This window comes from Micromonospora sp. DT62 (assembly GCF_049847285.1).
GTDB classification, from domain to species: Bacteria; Actinomycetota; Actinomycetes; order Mycobacteriales; family Micromonosporaceae; genus Micromonospora; species Micromonospora reichwaldensis.
Genome location: NZ_JBNCOB010000005.1, coordinates 312,047 through 331,007, shown reverse-complemented (window position 1 = coordinate 331,007; position 18,961 = coordinate 312,047). Strand labels below are relative to the sequence as shown.

General features: G+C 74.0%; 19 protein-coding genes. 5 read left to right on the top strand and 14 right to left on the bottom strand.

The genetic code is table 11. From position 1 onward, the window contains the following. Nucleotides 1-4: 4 nt before the first annotated feature. A complete protein-coding gene (locus tag ACPXCB_RS10825; RefSeq protein ID WP_425874444.1) occupies nucleotides 5-457 on the top strand; it encodes a SitI3 family protein in 453 nt (150 codons plus the stop codon). Nucleotides 458-582: 125 nt separating this feature from the next. Here ACPXCB_RS10825 and ACPXCB_RS10820 read toward each other — a convergent pair whose 3' ends face one another. Both ACPXCB_RS10820 and ACPXCB_RS10815 read right to left on the bottom strand, forming a co-directional pair. Then, a complete protein-coding gene (locus tag ACPXCB_RS10820; protein WP_425874442.1) occupies nucleotides 583-831 on the bottom strand; it encodes a flavin reductase in 249 nt (82 codons plus the stop codon). Continuing rightward, nucleotides 828-1,124: a hypothetical protein gene (locus ACPXCB_RS10815; protein WP_425874440.1), complete on the bottom strand. Its 297-nt coding sequence runs from the start codon at nucleotides 1,122-1,124 to the stop codon at nucleotides 828-830. Before ACPXCB_RS10815 ends, ACPXCB_RS10820 begins: the two co-directional genes overlap by 4 nt. 419 nt (nucleotides 1,125-1,543) lie before the next feature. On the opposite strand from ACPXCB_RS10815, the gene ACPXCB_RS10810 reads away from it, so the two are divergent. Next, nucleotides 1,544-2,347 (top strand): helix-turn-helix domain-containing protein, encoded by an 804-nt coding sequence (locus tag ACPXCB_RS10810; protein ID WP_425874439.1) that lies wholly within the window; start codon nucleotides 1,544-1,546, stop codon nucleotides 2,345-2,347. Continuing rightward, complete coding sequence (locus ACPXCB_RS10805; RefSeq protein ID WP_425874438.1) at nucleotides 2,338-2,532, top strand: DUF397 domain-containing protein; 195 nt, start codon at nucleotides 2,338-2,340, stop codon at nucleotides 2,530-2,532. The genes ACPXCB_RS10810 and ACPXCB_RS10805 overlap by 10 nt, the downstream gene beginning before the upstream one ends. An 88-nt stretch (nucleotides 2,533-2,620) precedes the next feature. Here the strand turns inward: ACPXCB_RS10805 and ACPXCB_RS10800 are convergent, their stop codons facing one another. The 6 genes from ACPXCB_RS10800 to lpdA form a co-directional block, all read right to left on the bottom strand. Beyond that, complete coding sequence (locus ACPXCB_RS10800; RefSeq protein WP_425874437.1) at nucleotides 2,621-3,538, bottom strand: LLM class flavin-dependent oxidoreductase; 918 nt, start codon at nucleotides 3,536-3,538, stop codon at nucleotides 2,621-2,623. A 132-nt stretch (nucleotides 3,539-3,670) separates the two neighbouring features. Continuing rightward, nucleotides 3,671-4,168: a hemerythrin domain-containing protein gene (locus ACPXCB_RS10795; RefSeq protein ID WP_425874436.1), complete on the bottom strand. Its 498-nt coding sequence runs from the start codon at nucleotides 4,166-4,168 to the stop codon at nucleotides 3,671-3,673. 285 nt (nucleotides 4,169-4,453) lie between these two features. Then, a complete protein-coding gene (locus tag ACPXCB_RS10790; protein ID WP_425874434.1) occupies nucleotides 4,454-4,723 on the bottom strand; it encodes a type II toxin-antitoxin system Phd/YefM family antitoxin in 270 nt (89 codons plus the stop codon). A 75-nt stretch (nucleotides 4,724-4,798) separates the two neighbouring features. Continuing rightward, nucleotides 4,799-6,130: a low temperature requirement protein A gene (locus ACPXCB_RS10785; RefSeq protein WP_425874432.1), complete on the bottom strand. Its 1,332-nt coding sequence runs from the start codon at nucleotides 6,128-6,130 to the stop codon at nucleotides 4,799-4,801. 153 nt (nucleotides 6,131-6,283) lie between these two features. Next, entirely contained in the window at nucleotides 6,284-8,119 is a 1,836-nt protein-coding gene (gene sucB / locus ACPXCB_RS10780; protein WP_425874430.1) for a 2-oxoglutarate dehydrogenase, E2 component, dihydrolipoamide succinyltransferase, read from the bottom strand. Nucleotides 8,120-8,185: 66 nt separating this feature from the next. Then, the gene (gene lpdA / locus ACPXCB_RS10775; protein WP_132236095.1) at nucleotides 8,186-9,577 is read right to left on the bottom strand and encodes a dihydrolipoyl dehydrogenase; all 1,392 of its coding nucleotides are present in this window, start codon (nucleotides 9,575-9,577) and stop codon (nucleotides 8,186-8,188) included. A 179-nt stretch (nucleotides 9,578-9,756) separates the two neighbouring features. Between lpdA and ACPXCB_RS10770 the strand changes: the two genes are divergently transcribed. Then, nucleotides 9,757-10,086: a hypothetical protein gene (locus ACPXCB_RS10770; protein WP_151456448.1), complete on the top strand. Its 330-nt coding sequence runs from the start codon at nucleotides 9,757-9,759 to the stop codon at nucleotides 10,084-10,086. Nucleotides 10,087-10,155: 69 nt separating this feature from the next. On the opposite strand, the gene ACPXCB_RS10765 is transcribed toward ACPXCB_RS10770, so the two are convergent. Next, a complete protein-coding gene (locus tag ACPXCB_RS10765) occupies nucleotides 10,156-11,727 on the bottom strand; it encodes a leucyl aminopeptidase (RefSeq protein ID WP_151456449.1) in 1,572 nt (523 codons plus the stop codon). Nucleotides 11,728-11,888: 161 nt separating this feature from the next. Between ACPXCB_RS10765 and gcvT the strand changes: the two genes are divergently transcribed. Continuing rightward, entirely contained in the window at nucleotides 11,889-13,013 is a 1,125-nt protein-coding gene (gene gcvT, locus ACPXCB_RS10760) for a glycine cleavage system aminomethyltransferase GcvT (protein WP_425874428.1), read from the top strand. A 136-nt stretch (nucleotides 13,014-13,149) separates the two neighbouring features. Here gcvT and ACPXCB_RS10755 read toward each other — a convergent pair whose 3' ends face one another. The 5 genes from ACPXCB_RS10755 to ACPXCB_RS10735 all read right to left on the bottom strand — a co-directional run bounded on the left by ACPXCB_RS10755 (nucleotide 13,150) and on the right by ACPXCB_RS10735 (nucleotide 18,954). Beyond that, the gene (locus ACPXCB_RS10755) at nucleotides 13,150-14,445 is read right to left on the bottom strand and encodes a DUF2314 domain-containing protein (protein WP_425874426.1); all 1,296 of its coding nucleotides are present in this window, start codon (nucleotides 14,443-14,445) and stop codon (nucleotides 13,150-13,152) included. Nucleotides 14,446-14,511: 66 nt separating this feature from the next. Then, nucleotides 14,512-15,285 carry an adenosylcobinamide-GDP ribazoletransferase gene (cobS, locus tag ACPXCB_RS10750; RefSeq protein ID WP_425874424.1) on the bottom strand — a complete coding sequence of 258 codons (774 nt, stop codon included), beginning with the start codon at nucleotides 15,283-15,285 and terminating at the stop codon, nucleotides 14,512-14,514. After that, nucleotides 15,275-17,353, bottom strand: coding sequence for a bifunctional adenosylcobinamide kinase/adenosylcobinamide-phosphate guanylyltransferase (locus ACPXCB_RS10745; protein WP_425874423.1), 2,079 nt, complete (start codon nucleotides 17,351-17,353; stop codon nucleotides 15,275-15,277). Before ACPXCB_RS10745 ends, cobS begins: the two co-directional genes overlap by 11 nt. A 120-nt stretch (nucleotides 17,354-17,473) precedes the next feature. Next, nucleotides 17,474-18,121 carry a hypothetical protein gene (locus ACPXCB_RS10740; protein ID WP_425874421.1) on the bottom strand — a complete coding sequence of 216 codons (648 nt, stop codon included), beginning with the start codon at nucleotides 18,119-18,121 and terminating at the stop codon, nucleotides 17,474-17,476. After that, on the bottom strand, nucleotides 18,046-18,954 hold the full coding sequence (locus ACPXCB_RS10735) for a serine/threonine-protein kinase (RefSeq protein ID WP_425874513.1): 909 nt from the start codon (nucleotides 18,952-18,954) through the stop codon (nucleotides 18,046-18,048). The genes ACPXCB_RS10740 and ACPXCB_RS10735 overlap by 76 nt, the downstream gene beginning before the upstream one ends. Nucleotides 18,955-18,961 lie beyond the last annotated feature (7 nt).

Genomic DNA, 18,961 nt, shown 5'->3' with positions numbered 1-18,961 from the left:
AGACATGGCCGTCGAGTTCCGTCTGATCCTGGCCGGTGATCCTCCCGTCGATGAGATCGCCGCCCTGACTGCCGCCGATCCTCGTGAGGAGCCGCAACCGACGTCGGACCGGCGCTTGTTCACCGCCCGCCTGTACGACCAACGCGGCTATGCCATCACCCTCCGCTCCGGCACACACGGCTATTACGAGGCCGACACCGACGGCGACTCCCGTTGGGAATGGGAACCCGAGACGTACGTCAACGTCACCTTCTCCATGCGCGCCGACGACCTGGTCGACAAGGGCATCCCCAACATGGTGACGACGGTGGCCAGAGTGCTGGCCGGTCGAAACGAGGACGCAGCCCTGATCCAGGATGGCAACTACCTCCTCCTGACCCGGACCAAGGGCGTCATCCGTACACACCGCACAAGCTGGTGGAATCACTACCACCTAGAGCACCTCATCACGGGTTGATGGGGGTGTTGACCTGTGTCGGTGGGACCTTGCACAGGCACAATGTGGCCCTGCGGCCCGACGGGGCATTCGACGACGTTGTCCTGGGCGCGTGAGTGAATGGCGTCCTTCGCGGCTGCCCACGGCTACCGGGCGCGAGCCCAAGCGGTGAAGCGCTCGGCGAGGTTGTCCGGCGGCGTGCCGCCGTCCAGCTCGGCGAGCTGTTGCGCGGCCTCGACCTGGAGTGTCGCCAGGTAGACGAGCAGGGCCGTCCGGCTCTCCCGGTATTCGCCCAGGAGGCGGAGTTTCGCCGACGAGCAGGGCCAGGCGATGCCGCAGGCCGCGCAGCGCCAGGTGGGCCGGCTCGGCAGGTGCTCGCGGCTGCGGCGGCTCACCGGGCGCCTGCCCGTGTGGGAACGGGCCGAGCCGAAGTGCGGCGGCCAGCCGGGACGCCGTGGTTGGCCCTGCTCAGCCAGCGGACGCCGGCGCGTAGGGCGTACAGCTCGCGTTGCTGGACCGCCGCACCGCGCCGGTTCAGCTCGTAGCCCTCGAACCAGAACCAGCCGGCGTACGGGTGCCGGTCGGTCAGCTCCCGGATCACGCGCACGGTCAGCGGGCGGGTGAACTGGGGCGACGCCTCGCGGGTCAGCAGGACGACATCCCCGGCGCGCAGCGGACCGGCGCTCACCAGCGGCCCCCGTTCGCCCGCCACTGTTGTGCCGGAGTCAGCGTCCCCGCACGGCCAGGTTGGACGGTAGGGATCGGCTGGGTCGGCGCGAACAGGGCGGCCGGCAGGTTCGTGCCCCCGGCGGGCGGCCAAGGTGGCGGGGGCGGGGCGGGCTTACGGCGCCAGAAGCGCAGGTTCACGGCGGGCCTCCTTCGCGGATTGGAAGGGGCCGCCCCGGCTGCTCGCCCAGGGGCGGCCCCGACAACGCGACCGGCGGGCTCGGGACCTCCACCGGCACACGCCGTCTAGTTCCACCCTGCGGAGTAACCGCCTAGTCTCGGAAGGTGATTGACCATGTTGGAGAGACCACGACGTTCTAGCTTTTCCCTGGTGGGGAGCTATGAGGGCAGACGGGTCCGGCTTGGGGGAGGTTTGGGGACATGACCATGACGGCGGCCGAGATCCTGCTGGACGAGCTTCGTCGCGCACGCACTTCTCGCGGGCTGAGTCAAGACGACTTCGGCAAGCTGATCAGCTATTCAGGCACGCACGTCAGCGCCGTGGAGAACGGCACGCGCCCGCCAACGGGCGACTACGTCGCGGCGGTCGATCGCGCCTTGACAACCGGTGGCATGTTTACCCGCCTGCTGGAACGGCTCTCGGAGCTCGATGCCGCGCCGCTTTGGTTGCGAGAGTGGATCACCTTTGAGCAGCAGGCGAGGGCGTTGCGTTGGTATGAGGTCGCGTGGGTTCCGGGCCTACTACAGACGGAGGCGTACGCGCGCGCTGTCTTCGGCAGTGATGGTTGGCTCAGTGCCGAAGAGGTGGAGACACGAGTAGCGGCGCGACTTGCCCGGCAACAGATCCTGTCAGGCGACGATTCGCCGCAGATCGTCGCGGTTGTAGACGACGCGGCTCTTCGTCGGCCGGTCGGCGGCGCAGCCGTGATGCGGGAACAGCTCTTTCACCTGGCGCAGCTCAACCAGGACAGTCGGCGGGTGAGAATCCACGTCGTGCCGCAGGGAGTCGGCGCGTACGCTGGCCTCGACGGGCCGTTTGTCATCGCGACCCTGCCGGGCTTGGTCGACGTGGGTTATCTCGACAACAGGCTTCGGGGTCAGGTGGTCGAACGGGCCGCCGAGGTCGCGGCGCTGCGGGAGCAGTGGGAAGCCATACTCGCCGAGGCGCTGACCCTGCACCAGACCACCGAGCTGATATTGGAAGTGGCAAAGTCATGGATCTGACCGGCGCGCACTGGCACAAAAGCACTCGCAGCGGCAGCAACCAGGGGGCTTGTGTGGAGGTCGCCGACAACCTCGCGGCGGCGGTCTACGTACGCGACACGAAGGACCACGGCGTCGGGCCGGTCTTGGCGTTCTCTCGCGAGTCCTGGCGGGCGTTCGTCGCCCGCGTCGCCGAGCACGGCTGACCGACTGCGGACACACGAAAGCGCTCGCCCCGATGCCGGGACGAGACGCCGCAGCAGAGCCGACAAAGGGTGACAGCGGTTGCGTCGCTCAGGCGGCGAGGCGGGCCAGCACCGGCGTGAGCGGGTCGAGCGCGTCCTCGCGTACGACGAAGCGGGTGACGCCCCAGCGGCGCCGGTGTTCGGCGACCGCCGCGACGATCTCGTCCTTGGTGCCGATGAGCACGAACGGCGTCGCGAGCAGCTCGGGCACGGTCAGCCCGACGTCGGCTGCCGTGGGTGCGGCGGCGGCCTCGGCGTCGTCGGTGACGGCCACGTGCTGCACGAGCGCCTCCAGCACCGGCGGCTCGGCCCGCCCGGCCGCCCCGGCCGCCACGCAGGCGAGCTGCTGCTCGATGTCCGCCTCGCGCCAGCGCACCTTGTGCGCGTAGCCGTCGGGCAGGGTGCGGCCGAGCCCGGACAGCCCGACCACGTCGGCGTGCGCGCCGGCCCAGCGCAGCATCGCGGAGTTCGCCGTGCCGAGGGTGAACGGAATCCGCCGCTGCACCGGGCGCGGCGTCTCCAGCCGCGCGCCCCGCAGCACCAGGTCGGGGGAGTCGACGGTGACCTCCTCGCCGTCGAGCAGGGCGCGGACGGCCTCGGCCACGGCCAGGCAGCGGCGTACCCGCCCGGCGACATCGGGGCGCTCCCGGCCGACCGCGAGCCACTCGGCGGGGGTGTGGCCGGCGCCGAGGCCGAACCGGGCCCGTCCGCCGGAGAGCAGGTCGAGGGAGGCCACGTCCGAGGCGAGCAGCATCGGCTCCCGGACGCCGGCGTTCGAGACGTACGAGCCCAGGCCGATCGTCGAGGTCACCGCCGCTGCGGCGGCCAGCGAGACGAAGGGGGACGCCGCCGAACCCGGATGGTCGGCGGTGAACAGGGTGTCGAAGCCGGCCGCCTCGGCCCGCCGGGCCAGGTCCAGCCAGCCCGGGCCGTCGGACGGGACCGCCTGGAGGGAGAAGATCGCCATGCGCCCACCCTGCCCGGGCGCTGCCTACCGGCCAAGCCCGACGACCGCGATTCTGCTACCGGCAGACCCCGGGCCGGGTCGAACGCCGAGTCGACCCCCGTGGTGCCGCCGGCGCTCTCGCCCGGGTGCGGGTCAGCGGACCGGTCCAGGGTCACGGTCGAGCGGCGGGAGCGGAACCCCGAGGAGACCCTCGGTGCTGCCCTCGGTCAGCTCGTTGAGCGCGCGCACGAGCTTCTTCTCCTCGTAGACGAAGTGCGTCTCGAGCAGCGCGGCGAGGGTGTCCAGCTCCGCCCGCACCCCGTCGGGCGGCGCGGCCCCGCCGACCAGTTCCTCGACCCGGCGCAGCGCGTCAGCCACGATGTGGTGGTCGGCCTCCAGCTCGCGCAACACCGGGGCCAGTTCGGGCACCCGCTCGGCCAGCACCCGGAACGCCCCGGCGTCCTCGCCGGTGTGGTGCCGGGTCAGCGCCGCGCAGAAGGCCAGGCAGTGGGCCCGCAGGTCCCTCGGCCGTACGCCGGGCTCGCCCACCCCCTCGCGCAGGCGGGCCAGCTCCTCGCGGAGCCAGAGGTGGATCTCGATCAGTTGGTTGCCGAAGGCCCGCAGGCGCTCGTGCGGCGTGACGGGGGGCATGTGTGTCCCATGCTGTCCCGCGCCTCCATGCCCTCGGCGGTCTCCTTGCCGGGTGCACCGCGACGCTGCGCCCACCCTACGACAGCAGGCGCGGCGACACGTGCCCGGTCAGGGCCGTCGGACCGGCCGGACGGAGACCAGCTCCTCCAGCCCGACGAAGTCGGCCGGGTTGGTGGTGTAGAGCGACAGTCCGTTCGCGTACGCGATGGAGGCGATCATCAGGTCCGCCAGCCGGCGCCGAGATGGATCACGACGTTCGTGTCGATCATGCCACGGACCGGCGCCTCACCACTCACGGCTGAACGGGTCCTGCTCGACCGACGAATCGAGGTCCGCGCGGAACCTCTCGTCGTCGAGTACGGGGGCCGTCGCGAAAGCGGCGAGCACCTCCGCCCGGGGGACGAACGTGCGCCGGCGCAGCGGGATGAGCTTTCCGACGGGGGCGCCGTTGCGCGTGATGACGAAGGACTCGCCGGACTCGACGTGCCGCATGATCGCGCCCGAGTCGTTGCGCAGCTCCCGCTGCGTTATCTCCCGGTGAGCGTGCTCTGCCACGACACGATCCTGGTCCCAGGTGCTACGGAGTGCTACGACCCTGCGGGGGAGGGGTGTGGCCGCGGTGCCCACGTGTCAGGTCGACGGCTCGTCCGGGGCGGGCTCGCGCCAGCGGGCGCGCCAGGCCGCCTCGTGCGCCTCGTGGGTGGTCTTCTCCTCGAAGACCAGCTCGCGCAGGGCGCGCCGGGAGTCCGCCATGACCACCGCCTCGACAGCCACCAGCCCGAGGCAGATCGTGGTGAGCAGGGCGAGGGCGGCAAGCCCCGGCAGCCGCTGGCCGACGGGGATGCCGGCGGCGAGCACGAGCACCGTGCCGACCCTCGTCCAGGAGACGGTGCGCAGCGTACGCAACTGGAACAGGATGTTGGCGAACAGGTAGCAGATGACCCCGCCGAAGAGGAGCACCACGCCGGGGCCGCGCGTCCGGTCCCCGAGCGGTACCCCGGGATCGGCGACCTGGTTCACGATCTCCTCGGCGCCGAGGGCGAACAGGATGATCCCGGCGATCATCAGCACGTAGAGGTAGGCGTACGCGTCCCGGGCCATCCCGACCCGGGACCGACCCTCGGACGCGTGCAGGGCGATCCGGGCGGCCGGTGCGATCACGTCGTAGTGCGCCCACCAGAGCGCGGCCGTGAAGAAGACGCCGAGCACCGCCGCGGCGACCGCGGGCCACGTGGGCGGCTGACCGAGCAGGTTGCTGCCGACGCCGACGGAGATGATCGACTCGCCCAGGGCGATGATCAGGATGAGGTCGTAGCGCTCGGTCCAGTGCTCGGCGGAGGTCACCGTCCAGCCCCAGGCGCCGGCGACCAGGCCCATGCCGTACTGGAGCAGGATGACGCCGACCCAGAGGCCGTCGCGCAGCATCGCCGCCCGGTCCGGGTCGTCGATCTGGGACGGGATCAGCGCGGCGGCCATGAGCAGGGCGGTGCTGGCCACCACCTCCGGTGAGTACTTCAGCAGCAGCCGACGCTCCCCGGGTCTCTCCCGTGCGACGTGCCAGTACAGCGACAGGTGCACACCTCTGATCACCAGGTAGCTGAGCGCGACCACCATCGGCCCGGCGGCCACGTCGGTCGCGTCGCTGAACGCCTGGGGGAGGGAGAGCGCGAAGCAGAACAGCGCGGCCATGGCCACGACCATCAGTACCGGGACGAAGCCCTCACCGAGCCGGACCCGGGTGGCGACCACGCTGTGCATCACCCAGCACCACCAGAGCACGGCGAGCACGAGCATGGCGTGCGTGAGCTGCCAGCCGGAGATGTGGGCGGCGGTGGTCCGGGTGATGATGAAGAACGAGAAGACGAAGACCAGGTCGAAGAAGACCTCGAACCGGTCGACCCGGGCGCCGGGGGCGATCGAGACGGCCGGTCCCAGCCGTTCGCGCCACCGGATGCCGCCCACCTCATCCACTCTGGCAGCGCCCTGTCCCCGCCGGGCCGGAATCGTGTGAGCCTGCCGAGGGCCCCTGGGGCGGCGGTGGACGAGGCGGCCGGAACGTCGACGGGCGCCCCGGTCGGTGTGACCGGGGCGCCCGTCGTGTGGTCCAGGCGGGAACTACAGACCGAGCTCGGCCTCGAAGTTGCCCGACTCCAGCCGCTCCTTCACCGCGACCAGGAAGCGGGCGGCGTCCGCGCCGTCGATCAGCCGGTGGTCGTACGACAGGGCCAGGTAGACCATCGACCGGACGGCGATGACCTCGCCCAGCTCCGGGTCGTTGACGACGACCGGACGCTTGACCACGGCACCCGTGCCGAGCATCGCCGACTGCGGCGACGGCACGATCGGGGTGTCGAAGAGGGCGCCCCGGCTGCCGGTGTTGGTCAGCGTGAAGGTCGCCCCGGCGATCTCGTCCGGGCTGATCTTGTTGGTCCGGGTGCGCTCGGCCAGGTCGGCGATCCGCTTGGCGATGCCACCCAGGTTCAGGTCGCCCGCGCCGTGGATCACCGGCACCATCAGGCCCCGCTCGGTGTCCACGGCGATGCCGAGGTTCTCCGAGTCCGGGTAGGTGATCGTGCCGGCGTCGAGGTCCATGCTGGCGTTGACGATCGGGTACGCCTGCAGCGCCTCGACCGCCGCGAGGGCGAAGAACGGCAGGAACGACAGCTTGACGCCGTGCCGCTGCTGGAACGACTCCTTGGCCTGCGCCCGCAGCTTGGCGACCTTGGTGACGTCCACCTCGACCACGGTGGTCAGCTGCGCCATCTCGTGCAGCGACTGCTGCATCCGCTTGGCGATCGTCGCGCGGATCCGGGGGAGCTTCTCGGTGCTGCCGCGCTTGGCGCTCGGCTGCGGCTTGGCGGTCGGCTTGGCCGGGGCCGCCGCGGCGGGCTGCTGCGCCGGGGCCGGCGCGGCCTTGGCGGCCTTCGCCTTCTCCGCCGCCTCCAGCACGTCCTGCTTGCGGATCCGGCCGCCGACGCCGGTGCCGTTGACCGAGGAGAGGTCGACGCCGTGCTCGCTGGCCAGCTTGCGCACCAGCGGGGTCACGTAGCCGGCGGCCTCCTCGCCGCCGCCCTGTGCGGGCGCCGACGGGCGCTGCGGGGCCGGGGCCGAGGGCACGGCCTTCTGCTCGGCCTGCGCGGGCTGCGCCGAGGTCTCGGCCTCCGCCGACGGCTCGTTGTACGACATGCCCGGGGTCGGCTCCTCGGCCTTGGGCTCCGGCTTGGCCTCCGCCTTCGGCTCCGGCTTCGGCTCGGGCTTGGCCTCTGCCTTGGGCTCCTCCTTCGGCTCCGGCTTCGCCTCGGCCGGGGCGGCGCCGGCAGCACCGATCACGGCCAGGTCGGCGCCGACCGCGGCGGTCTCGTCCTCGGGAACCTTGATCTCCAGGACCGTGCCGGCCACCGGCGACGGGATCTCGGTGTCGACCTTGTCGGTGGAGACCTCGAGCAGGGGCTCGTCGACCTCGACGGTGTCGCCGACCTGCTTGAGCCAGCGGGTGACAGTGCCCTCGGTGACGCTCTCGCCCAGGGCCGGCATCTTGACCGGGGTGCCCTCGCCCGACGGCGCCGGCGCGGCCTGCGCCTGGGTCTCCGGCTCCTCGACGGCCGGCTGCTCCGCCTCGGCCTGCGGCTCCTCGGCGGCCTCGGCGGCCTCGGCGGCCTCCTCGGCCGGCTCCTCCTGCTGCGGGGCGGTCTCGCCGCCGCCGGTGGACTCGCCCTCGCCCGCGATCACGGCCAGCTCGCTGCCGACCTCGGCGGTCTCGTCCTCGCCGACCACGATCCGGCTCAGCACGCCCGCCGCCGGGGACGGGATCTCGGTGTCGACCTTGTCGGTCGACACCTCGAGCAGGGGCTCGTCGACCTCGACGGTGTCGCCCTCCTGCTTGAGCCAGCGCGTGACGGTGCCCTCGGTGACGCTCTCACCGAGCCGGGGCATGGTGACCGATACCGGCATCTTCAAAGACTCCTTCATTCCCCTGGTGGGATCATCGCCCGTCGCCGGACGCCGCGGTTGTCGTGATCAGGCGTGTGCGTGCAGCGGCTTGCCGGCGAGCGCCAGGTGCGCCTCGCCCAGGGCCTCGTTCTGCGTCGGGTGGGCGTGCACGAGCTGCGCCACCTCGGCCGGGTACGCCTCCCAGTTGTAGATGAGCTGCGCCTCGCCGACCATCTCACCGACCCGGGCGCCGACCATGTGCACGCCGACGACGGGGCCGTCCTCCACCCGGACGAGCTTGACGAAGCCGGCCGTCTTGAGGATCTGGCTCTTGCCGTTGCCGCCCAGGTTGTAGTTGTAGGTCTTGACCTTGTCGGCGCCGTACTGCTCCTTGGCCTTCGCCTCGGTGAGGCCGACCGACGCCAGCTCCGGGTCGGAGTAGGTGACGCGGGGGATGCCGACCTCGTCGATGACGGCCGGGTTCTGCCCGGCGATCTCCTCGGCGACGAAGATGCCCTGCTGGAAGCCCCGGTGGGCGAGCTGGAGGCCGGGCACGATGTCGCCGACGGCGTAGACGTTCGGCACGCTGGTGCGCAGCCGCTCGTCGGTCAGCACGTAGCCGCGGTCCATCTTGACGCCCTGCTCCTCGTAGCCGAGGTCGGCGGTGTTCGGGCCGCGGCCGACGGCGACCAGCAGCAGCTCCGCCTCGACGGTGTCACCGCCGGCGATGGTGACCTTGACGCCCTTGTCGGTCTTCTCGACCTTCTCGAACGGCTTGCCGACCTTGAAGTTGATCTTCCGCTTGCGGAACGCCCGCTCCAGCGCCTTCGAGGACTCCTCGTCCTCGGCCGCGACCAGCCGGGGGAGCGCCTCGACGATCGTGACGTCCACCCCGAAGGACTTCCACACGCTGGCGAACTCGACGCCGATCACGCCACCACCGAGCACGATCGCCGAGGCCGGGACCCGGTCGAGGGTGAGCGCGTGGTCGCTGGTGATGACCCGCTCGCCGTCGACCTCCAGGCCGGGCAGGCTCTTGGCGTACGAACCGGAGGCCAGCACGATGTTGCGGCCGGTGTAGCGCTTGCCGTCGACCTCGACGACGTTCTTGCCCACCAGCTTGCCGTGGCCCTCGACGATGGTGATCGACTTGTTGCCCTTGAGCATGCCCTGCAGGCCCTTGTAGAGCCGGGAGATCACGCCGTCCTTGTAGGCGTTGACCCCCGCCATGTCGATGCCGACCAGCTCGGCCTTCACGCCGAACTGCTCCGACTCGCGGGTCTGGTCGGCGATCTCGGCCGCGTGCAGCAGCGCCTTGGTCGGGATGCAACCGTTGTGCAGGCAGGTGCCGCCGAGCTTGCCCTTCTCGACCAGCGCGACCTTCAGGCCCAGCTGGACGGCGCGCAGGGCGGTCGCGTAGCCGCCGCTGCCACCTCCGAGGATGACGATGTCGAAGGTTGCGTCGTTCGGCTCGCTCACGTCCAACTCCCAGGTCGCGTCACTGCTTCGGGGGTCACGGCGGGGCGACAACGGGCACACCCCACCTCGGTCATCTTGTCACCACCGCCCGCCGCCCGCGTAGTGAGGTGCCCAACGACACGTCCGTGACACGTACGCTTGGCACTGACTTCGATGACGGACTGAGGGGGAGACGCTCGGTGGGACTGTTCCGGCGACGCAAGAAGACGCGGGCGGTCAGCCTCGACCGGGCCGCCGACCGCGCCGATCTGGAGCACCTGGAGGGCTTCGTCCGCAGCCGGCGCGGGGTCGAGGCGTACATCGAGCCGCGGACCACCGTCACCGAGACCACGGTCATGCTGATCGCCGACGACGGGGAGTGGACCCGCCGTCGCATCGACGGCCCCGACGGCGCCCGCCGCTTCGCGTACCGGATGGGCATCCCGGTCTACGACGTGCGGCTGATGGGCTACCCGCAGCGGATGCGCGACTACAACGAGCGCCGCAAGCGCCGCCCCGAGCTGTATTGAGCCGGCGCTCGGCCGGGTGAGAACGCAAGGAGGGCCCCTCGCCGAGCGAGGGGCCCTCCTTCGCGTACGTCAGCCGTTGGCGGCGACGTCCTCCACCAGCTGGACGAGCGTGCGGACCGGCACGCCCGTGCCGCCCTTGGTCCAGTAGCCGGTCGCCTCGCCCGAGTGGTAGCTCGGGCCCGCGATGTCGATGTGCGCCCAGTCGACGTCGGCGCTGACGAACTCCCGCAGGAACACCCCGCCCTGGAGCATGTGCCCCGCCCGGTCCATGCCGGCGTTGACCTGGGAGATGTCGGCGACGTCGGAGTCCATGCCCTTGCGCACGTCGTCCGGCAGCGGCATCGGCCAGGCCGGCTCGCCGACCGCGTCGCCGGCGGTGCGGACCCGCTCGCACAGCTCGGGGCTGCCCATCACGCCGGCGATCCGCTTGCCCAGCGCGACGACCTGCCCGCCCGTGAGGGTGGAGGTCTCGAAGAGGTAGTCGCAGCCGTCCTCGCAGGCCCGCGCCATCGCGTCGGCCAGGATCATCCGGCCCTCGGCGTCGGTGTTGAGCACCTCCACCTTCTTGCCGTTGTACATGCTGATCACGTCACCCGGCCGGTACGACCGCCCGGACGGCATGTTCTCCGCCATCGGCAGGTAGGCCGTCACGGCCACCGACGGCTTGAGCGCGGCGACCGCCAGCATGGTCGCGGCCACCGCCGCGGCGCCCCCCATGTCGGACTTCATCTCCCACATGCCCTGCGCCGGCTTGATCGAGATGCCGCCGGTGTCGAAGGTGATGCCCTTGCCGACGAGCGCCACCCGCTTGCCGTTGCCGCCGCCGGCCGGGGTGTAGGTCAGCTTCACCAGCCGCGGCGGGGCCTCCGAGCCCTGCCCGACGGCGATGATGCCGCCGTACCCACCGGCGGCCAGGGCCGCCTCGTCGAGCACCTCGACCGTCAGGCCGGCCTCCCGGGCGGAGTCCGCCACCGAGTCGGCGAAGGACGGCGGGCGCAGCTCGTTCGGGGCGGTGTTGACCCAGTCCCGGCTGCGCCGGACCGCGCCGCACACCACCTGGGCGCGGGCGATCTCGGCCTGGGCGCCGGCGTCACCGGCGTCCGGCACGGCGACCAGCACCTCGGCCACCGGCTCCCGCCGGGACGGCTGCGGCCGGGTCTTGTAGCCGGCGAAGCGGTAGCCGCCGAGCAGGGCGCCCTCCGCCACCGCGCGCAGCGCCGCAGGCGCGTCGGCGTCGTCCGGCAGCGGCAGCGCGAGCGCCACCCGCGGCGCGCCCGCGAGCGCCCGTACGGCCCCGCCGGCGGCCCGGCGCAGGGTCTCCGGGGCCGGGGCGGCGCCGGTCGGCTCCGGGCCGAGCCCGACGGCGGCGACCACCGGGGCGGTCACGGTGCCCAGCGTGGCCAGCTTGATCACCTCGCCGGGGGCGCCGGTCGCGCCGAGCAGGGCCAGCGTCTCGGTCAGCTTGCCGTCGAAGGCGGCGGCGATGCTCTCCGCGCCGCTGGCCAGCAGCAGGGTTCCGGCCAGGCCGGTGGTGGCGTCCTGCTCGCCGGTCTGGCTGTGCAGGCCGATCACGATCGCGTCGACGGCGAGCTCGGCGGGGTCGGTGTCGACCAGGCTCAGGGTGGTGCTGGGCGATGTCACTGAAGCTACTCCGGGCGGGCCGGGCCGGTCGCGTCGTCGCGTACCGGCGATGGAGGTCTCCGGCGGAACGTACCCGTCGGAGGTCGGGGCTGTCCCGTCGACGGCTCCGACGGGTCCCGCCGATGCTAACCAGCCGCCCAGCTCCCGGTAAGTTCCCACCCATGACCGACGTGACCTCCGACGCCGCCGCGACCCGGCTGCGCCGTTCCCCGCTGCACGAGCGGCACACCGCTCGCGGCGCCAAGTTCGCCCCGTTCGGTGGCTGGGAGATGCCGCTGGAGTACGCGGGGGGCGGGGTGCTGAAGGAACACACCTCGGTGCGGACCGGGGTGGGCGTGTTCGACGTCTCCCACCTGGGCAAGGCGCGGGTCGCGGGGCCGGGCGCGGCGGAGTTCGTCAACGCCTGCCTCAGCAACGACCTGGGCCGGATCGGGCCGGGCCGGGCGCAGTACACCCTCTGCTGCGACGACGCCACCGGCGGCGTGGTGGACGACATCATCGCCTACCTGCACGCCGACGACCACGTCTTCCTCATCCCGAACGCCGCGAACACCGCCGAGGTGGTGCGCCGGCTGCGCGCCGCCGCCCCGGCGTCGGTCACGGTCACCGACGAGCACGAGGCGTACGCCGTGCTCGCCGTGCAGGGCCCGCGCTCGGTCGAGCTGCTGGGCGCGCTGGGCCTGCCGACCGGGCACGACTACATGAGCTTCTCCACCGCGACGCTCGACGGGGTGGAGCTGACGGTGTGCCGCACCGGCTACACCGGCGAGCTGGGCTACGAGCTGGTGGTGCCGGCGGCCGACGCGGTCGCGGTCTGGGACGCGCTCTTCGCGGCGGACGCCGAGCTGCGCGCCTGCGGGCTGGCCGCCCGGGACACCCTGCGCACCGAGATGGGCTACCCGCTGCACGGTCAGGACCTGTCGTTGGAGATCACCCCGGTGCAGGGCCGCTCCGGCTGGGCGGTCGGCTGGGACAAGCCGGCCTTCTGGGGCCGCGACGCGCTGCTCGCGGAGAAGGCTGCCGGCCCGAGGCGTACGCTGCGCGGCCTGGAGGCGGTCGACCGGGCGATCCCGCGCCCCGGCATGACGGTGCACGTCGGCGACGCGGAGGTCGGCACGATCACCAGCGGCACGTTCTCGCCGACGAAGAAGCAGGGCGTCGCCCTGGCGCTGCTGGACACCGCCGCGAAGCTGACCGACGGCGACCTGGTCGAGGTGGACATCCGCGGCCGCCGCGCCCAGATGCGCGTCACCCGCCCCCCGTTCGTAACCCCCTCGGTGCGCTAACCCCGCCCCGCCCCCTCCCCCGCCCCTTTCTCCCCGTTGATCATGAAGTTGTTGTCACCCGGACCGGCGTGTCCCGGCAACAACTTCATGATCAACGGGGGGATCGGGGGGCAGGGGGAGGGGGGAGGGCAGGGGGTCAGAGTGGGGGGTGGGGGCGTTCGCCGGCGTCGAGGACGGCCTGGGTCCAGCCGCCCTCGATGACGCCGGTGCCGTCCAGGACGGCCCAGTCGACCACGTCGGTGGCCTCCACGACGACCGGGGAGCCGATGCGCACGGTCGGGTCGGTGTTGGCGTCGCAGGCGCTGGCGGCCACGATCCGCTCCGGGGCGTCCCACGAGGTCACCCCGGCCCAGACGAGCTCGGGGCCGTCGTCGCCGGGCAGGCCGTACTTGACCACGAGCTGCGTCTCCGGCGGGAGCTGGCCGGCGAGGAACCGGGCCCGGATGTCGCCCAGCCCGGCCCGGGCGGTGGCGACCGCCCTGCTCATCGCGTCGCCCGCCCGGGCGTAGCGCACGTCCGGCTGGATGCCGGCGAAGAGGGTGGCGCAGGCGGCGGCGTAGTAGCGGCCGTCCGGCCCCGGGTGCCCGGCGGGCGGGCGCAGGCTGAGGAACGAGTCGGCGTCGGGGTCGGTGGCCGGGTCCAGCTCCAGGCGCAGCAGCACCGGCGCCGTCGCGCCGTGCTGTTCCGGATTGCCGTACGCCACCGCGATGTCGTGCCCGGTCACCGTGGCCAGCACCGGCAGCTGCACGAACGCCGGCACCTCCTCCCCGGAGAGCCCGTCGGTCCAGTCCCGCAGCAGCCGCCGGGCGGCCCCGGTCATCACCGCGCCCCAGGCCCGGGTCAGGTGGTCCGGCACGCCCTGGGTCTGCAACTCCAGCAGCCCGAAGCGGCGCAGCCCCTTCGTGGTGAACCAGAGCCCCTCGGCGTCGGAGGAGTAGGGCACCAGCACCCAGTCGACCAGCCGGATCCGCCCCTGGTCGTCGGGCAGCGAGCGCAGCGCCGTCGCCGGGTCGAGGAACTGGAGGCCGAACACGTCCACCACGTCGCCGTCGACGGACTCGGCGACTGCGGCGGCCACCGCCCGGGCCGCCCACTCGTGGGCCGGCGGCCAGCCGGGCCGGTACTCGGCCTGCACCACGACCAGGTGGCTCGCGGCGGCCAGCCGGGCCAGCTGCTCCTCGGTGGCGCCGAACGCGGTGAGTAGGTCCGGCGGAAGCTCGGGGAACTCGGCGATCGGCCGGGTGTCGACGCTCATCAGCGGGCTGTCGAGCATGTGCCGCGCGAGCCCGTGCACCGGCTCCGCCAGCCGGCCGGTGAGCCGCGCCACCGCCGTCTTCGCGCTCACCTTCGGCAGCCCCGTCATGGGCACCAGGTAGGTCGCGCTCAGCGACTCCGGAACCGGTACGGGCAGGAAGTCGTCCGTGATGAGCATGTCGTCCCCCGGTTGGCCGCGCCGGTCCTGTCGTGGGAGAACGCTACCCGGCGCGGTGCGCCCCGTTCAGCCGGACAGCACCACTCCCAGGTAGACCAGCGTGGTGACCACCTCCACGGTCGCGCCGAGCACGTCGCCGGTGACGCCGCCGAGCCGGCGTACCACGTGTCGCAGCAGCCCCACCGCGACGGCGAGGGCCACGGCGACGGCGAGCGGCCCCTGCCACGGGCGGCCCGGCACGGCCGCGAGCGCCGGCAGCGCGACGGCGATGGCGCCGGCGGCCAGGGCGACCGGCCCGACGGTGCCCGCGACCAGCGCGCCGAGCCCCTCCGGGCGGGCGGCCGGCACCCCGCGCCGGCAGGCCACCGCCACCCCGAGCCGGCCGGCGGCGGTCGCCGCGACCACCGCCGCGAGCGCCGCCGGCCACGACCGTCCCGCCAGCTCCGCGAGGGCGACCGTCTGCACCAGGAGTACGACCACCAGCGCGACCACCCCGAACGGGCCCACGTCCGGCTTCTTCATGATCTCCAGCGCGGCGTCCCCCCGCCGGTACGACCCCAGCGCGTCGACGGTGTCGGCCAGCCCGTCGAGGTGCAGCCCCCGGGTGAGCAGCGCCCCGACGCCGACGGTCACCGCCGCCGCCACCAGCGGGGGCGCGAGCGCACCGGGGAGCAGCAGGACGCCGGCGAGGACGACGCCGAGCAGCGCGCCGACCGCCGGGGCGAGCGCCATCGCCGTGCCCGCCACCGACCGGTCGATGCGGCCGGCGCGTACCGGCAGGATGGTGAAGGTGGTCAGCGCCAGCCGCGCCCCGTCGGCGAGCCGCGACTCAGCCGGCACGCCGGCCGGACGGGTCCACCGCTTCCGTGTCCGGCCCGGCGCCGCGGGGCTCGCGGAGGTCGGCCCCGGTGCTGGTCGGTCCGGGGCCGGCGGGCTCCGGCTCGCGGAAGTCGGGTTCGGTGCTGGTCGGTCCGGGACCGGCCGGCTCCGGCTCGCGGAAGTCGGGCTCGTCGGTGTCCGGCGTGGTGTCCGGCTCGTCGTCCTCGCCACCGCCGAGCGACGGGTGGGCCGGCAGCGCGGCGGCCAGCGCCAGCACCGAGCGCAGCAGCGGCAGCGCGGCCAGCGCGTTCGCGCCCTCGCCCAGGTCGAGCCGCAGGTCGAGCAGGGGCGTCAGGCCGAGCACGTCGGCGCCGAGTTGGACGGCGGGGTGCCCGCCGTGGTCGGCCAGCAGGCACCAGTGTCGGGCCTGCCCGGCCAGGTCGCGGGTGACCATGGCGGCGGCCACCCCGACCGGCCCGTCGAGCATCACCGGCAGCCGGCGGGCGGTGGCGCCGAGCAGCACGCCGGTGGCCACGGCGACGTCCCCGCCACCCAGTTCGGCCAGCACGTCCTTGGCGCTGCGCGGCGAGTTCCGGGTGCGGTGCAGCGCGTCCCGTACCGCCGCGCACCGCCGCATCCAGGCCGCGTCGTCGATCTCGCCCGAGTCGGTGACCACCCGACGTAGCACCGCCGGCGCCTCGGCGCCCGCCGTCGCCACCAGCACCGCCGCCGCGGCAGCCTCGGTGCCGGCGCCGCACGCCCCGAGCACCAGCAGTCGTACGCCCGCGTCGGCGGCCTCCTCGGCGAGCCGCCAGCCGTAGCGCAGGGCGACCTCGACCTGCTCGCCGGTCAGCGTGGGTTCGGTCTCCATCGGCGCGGACGCCGGGACCTCCACCACCTGGAGTTCGGCGCCGCTCTCGGCGGCCAGCCGGGCCAGCGCCCCCTGCCCGGCGCGGGCCTGCCGGGCCCGGCGCGCCGACTCGCCCGCCACGGTGCCGGCGGCGGCGTCGCCGAGGTGGTCGCCGTGCAGCAGCAGTACCCGCACCGAGCCCCACGGGGCCGGGGTGACGGTGCCCTGGGTGGCGGCGGCGAACCCGACGGCCCGCTCCAGCACGCCCAGCCCCGACCCGGGCACGTCCAGGGTGGCGAGCCGCTCGATCGCCTGCGGGCCGGCGTACTCGTCGGGCATGGGCAGTTCCATGCCGGGCTGGATGACCAGGCCCGTGGCGACCATCGGCAGCGCCATGGTCGGGGCGGCCCAGGCGGTGCCGGTCGGCTCGGCGCCGGGCACCGCGTCCGGGGCGGCCGGCGGCGTGGGGGTGAACACGTCCGGGGAGGGCTCCGACGCGGCCAGCGAGCCGCCAGCGCCGCCGGGAATGCCCGGGGCGCCAAACTGCGCCCGGCCGGCCTGTGCGGGCCCGGCGTGTGCGGGCCCGGTCTGCGCCGGCCCGGTCTGCGCGGGCCCGGCGTGTGCGGGCCCGGCGTGTGCGGGCCCGGTCTGCATGGGGCCGGGCTGCGCGGGCACGGTGGCCGGGTGCGGGGCGCCCGGCTTGAGCCAGGCGGCCTGGCCGGCGACCACGAGGACGACCGCGTCGCAGGCGTCGGCGACCGCCCGGTTGGCCGCGCCCAGCGCGTCGGTGAAGGCCCGCCCGAGCGGGGTGGTGGGCACCAGGGAGAGCCCGACCTCGGGGCTGACCAGCACCAGTCGGGCCGCGCAGGAGCGCACCGCCGCCGCCAGTTCGGCGATGGTGGCGGTGTCGTCCGCTGGCTGGTGCGCCGGGTCGAGCAGCACGGTCACCCAGCCGCCGAGGTCGTCGACGAGCAGCGTCTCGTTGGGCCCGGCGGAGGCGAGCACGTCCGCGAGGCGGCGCGGGTCGTCCGCGGTCGCCTCGGTGGTCCAGGTCTCCGGTCGGCGCTCGCGGTGCGCCGCCAGCCTCGCCGCCCACTCCGCGTCGTCGGCGGGCGCGTCGGCGGCCGTGGCCACGTAGCGGACCGTCGGCGCGTCGGCAACCAGGGACTCGGCGAACTCGGACTTTCCGGACCGGATACCGCCGAGCACCAGGACCGTGTTCCACCCGTCAAGGGACATGCCCGTACTTTAGAGCCAGCGCCCGGGTGCGGCCCCCCGGAGGTGCGGGGTACGACCGGCCCGGACCCCGCAACGGCCGGCCCGGTCACCGCCGCGGGCAGGGGCGCCCCCGGGCCGCGCTCAGTCGCAGTGCTCGAAACCGCTGCCGTAGCTGGCCCCGCCGGTGGACCCGCCCCACTTCACGCACACCCCGGCGGCCTTGGCCCGCACCGGTCCCGCGTAGTACGAGAACGACCCGCTGTCGGTGCTGCGCGCCCGGCCCCGCACCTCCAGCCACGCCGAGGCGGCCGTCGCCGTACCCACCGCGGTCTCCTTCATCGTGACCACGCAGTTGTTGCCGGTGCCGGCGTGGTAGAGCAGGTAGACCCTGCCCTTCCGGCGGCCCGAGGCGGTCAGCGGGGCCGAGTCGACCACCCGGTACCCGCTGCCGCACGCCTCGACCGGCGTGTACGGGTTCGACCTCGCCGGCTGGCCGGTCGTCGGTCCGGGGCCGGGTCCTCCGGGAGCGGTCACGGTCGGCTCGCCGTTGCCCGCCGCCGGGACCCGGGAGCGCCCGGGCGGCGACGCCGACGGACTGCGGGACGCCGACGGCACCGTCGAGCGCGTGGCACCCGGCGTGGGCTCGACGCGCAACCGGCCCGTACCGTCGTCGGCCGCCGCGCCGGACGGGCCCGCCGCCGCGGACTCGCCGGTCAGCGCCGCCGGGACGTCTCCGCCGGCCGGGCCGTCGTCGGGGGCCAGGGCGAGCGCGGCCACCCCGACCAGCACCACGAGCCCGGTGGCCGCCGAGCCGAGCAGCGCGGCCCGGCGCCGCCGTGCCGGCTGCGGCTCGACCGGGTCCTCCCGGGTGGGCGGGACCGGTCCCCAGGCGTCGCTTCCCGTCGCCGGTCCCGGGTGGGCCGGGCGGCGACGGGCGGCAGCGGCGCCCACGGATCCGGCGGGGCGACCGGCCCGGCGGGGGCCGGCGCAACGGCGTCACCGGCCGCCGGGGTACCGCCCTGGTCCGGTTGCGCGGCGGCGGGCGCCGCCGAGGTCGAGCCGGCGACGGCCCACGGCGGGCGGGCGGACGTCGGGACCACGGCCAGGGTCGCGTCGCGGGCCTCGGCCGCGGCGTCGGCCATCGCCGCCGCGTCGCCGAACCGGTCGCCGGGGCGCTTCGCCATCGCCCGCCGCACCAGCGCGGCCACCGCCGCCGGGATGCCGGGCGGCAGCGGCGGCGGCTCCTCCTGGAGGTGCCGCAACGCCACCTGGAGCGGGTTGTCCCCGTCGAACGGCGGCTGGCCGGTCAGGCAGAAGTACGCCACCGCGCCGAGCGCGTAGACGTCCGTCGCCGGGGAGACCGGCTGGTTCGCGGCCTGCTCCGGCGACATGTACGAGGCGGTACCGAGCATCACGTTGGCGGCGGTGATGCCCGCCGTGGTGCCGGAGCGGGCGATGCCGAAGTCGACCAGCACCACCCGGCCGTCGCTTTTCACCAGCAGGTTGCCCGGCTTGACGTCCCGGTGCACGATGCCGGCGAGGTGGGCGGTGTGCAGCGCGTCGGCGGCCTGCGCCACCACCGACATGGTCGACGCCGGGTCGAGCGACCCCGCCCGCCGCAGCCAGGAG

Bases quoted from the DNA above. Each gene is read 5' to 3' on its own strand.
- ACPXCB_RS10825 (WP_425874444.1), top strand. From the start codon at position 5: ATGGCCGTCGAGTTCCGTCTGATCCTGGCCGGTGATCCTCCCGTCGAT.
- ACPXCB_RS10810 (WP_425874439.1), top strand. From the start codon at position 1,544: ATGACCATGACGGCGGCCGAGATCCTGCTGGACGAGCTTCGTCGCGCA.
- ACPXCB_RS10805 (WP_425874438.1), top strand. From the start codon at position 2,338: ATGGATCTGACCGGCGCGCACTGGCACAAAAGCACTCGCAGCGGCAGC.
- ACPXCB_RS10800 (WP_425874437.1), bottom strand. From the start codon at position 3,538: ATGGCGATCTTCTCCCTCCAGGCGGTCCCGTCCGACGGCCCGGGCTGG.
- ACPXCB_RS10795 (WP_425874436.1), bottom strand. From the start codon at position 4,168: ATGCCCCCCGTCACGCCGCACGAGCGCCTGCGGGCCTTCGGCAACCAA.
- sucB (WP_425874430.1), bottom strand. From the start codon at position 8,119: ATGCCGGTATCGGTCACCATGCCCCGGCTCGGTGAGAGCGTCACCGAG.
- gcvT (WP_425874428.1), top strand. From the start codon at position 11,889: ATGACCGACGTGACCTCCGACGCCGCCGCGACCCGGCTGCGCCGTTCC.
- ACPXCB_RS10755 (WP_425874426.1), bottom strand. From the start codon at position 14,445: ATGCTCATCACGGACGACTTCCTGCCCGTACCGGTTCCGGAGTCGCTG.
- ACPXCB_RS10745 (WP_425874423.1), bottom strand. From the start codon at position 17,353: ATGTCCCTTGACGGGTGGAACACGGTCCTGGTGCTCGGCGGTATCCGG.